The sequence below is a fragment of the Spectribacter hydrogenoxidans genome (assembly GCF_031846275.1).
Classification (GTDB): domain Bacteria; phylum Pseudomonadota; class Gammaproteobacteria; order Nevskiales; family Salinisphaeraceae; genus Spectribacter; species Spectribacter hydrogenoxidans.
This window is the reverse complement of the sequence record NZ_JAVRIB010000059.1, coordinates 1-371: the sequence shown is the minus strand read 5'-3', so window position 1 is coordinate 371 and position 371 is coordinate 1. Positions and strand designations below refer to the sequence as shown.

General features: G+C 61.7%; 1 protein-coding gene. It reads left to right on the top strand.

All coding sequences use genetic code 11. The annotated features are described in order from the left end of the window. Nucleotides 1-371, top strand: a 371-nt coding sequence (locus RM532_RS15865; protein ID WP_311654308.1) for a DDE-type integrase/transposase/recombinase, incomplete at both ends; no start/stop codon positions are given.

The window sequence follows — 371 nt, the reverse complement described above, 5'->3', positions numbered from 1 at the left end:
TTTCTGTACCTGCGCAACGTCAAGGGCTATGGCTGGAACCACAAGCGAGTGTATCGAATCTACCGCGAGCTGGAACTGAACCTGCGGATCAAGCCGAAAAAGCGCCTGAAACGCGACCGGCCCGAGCCGCTGACGGTGCCCAGGGCCATCAACCAGGTGTGGTCGATGGACTTCCTGCACGACCAGCTCGCCGACGGCCGCAGCTTCCGGGTGCTCAACGTGCTGGATGACCACAACCGCCAGGGTCTGGGCATGGAGATCGACCTGTCGCTGCCCAGTGCCCGCGTGATCCGTTGCCTGGAACAGATCATCGAATGGCGCGGCAAACCCGAGGTCATTCGCTGTGACAATGGCCCGGAATACATCGCCGG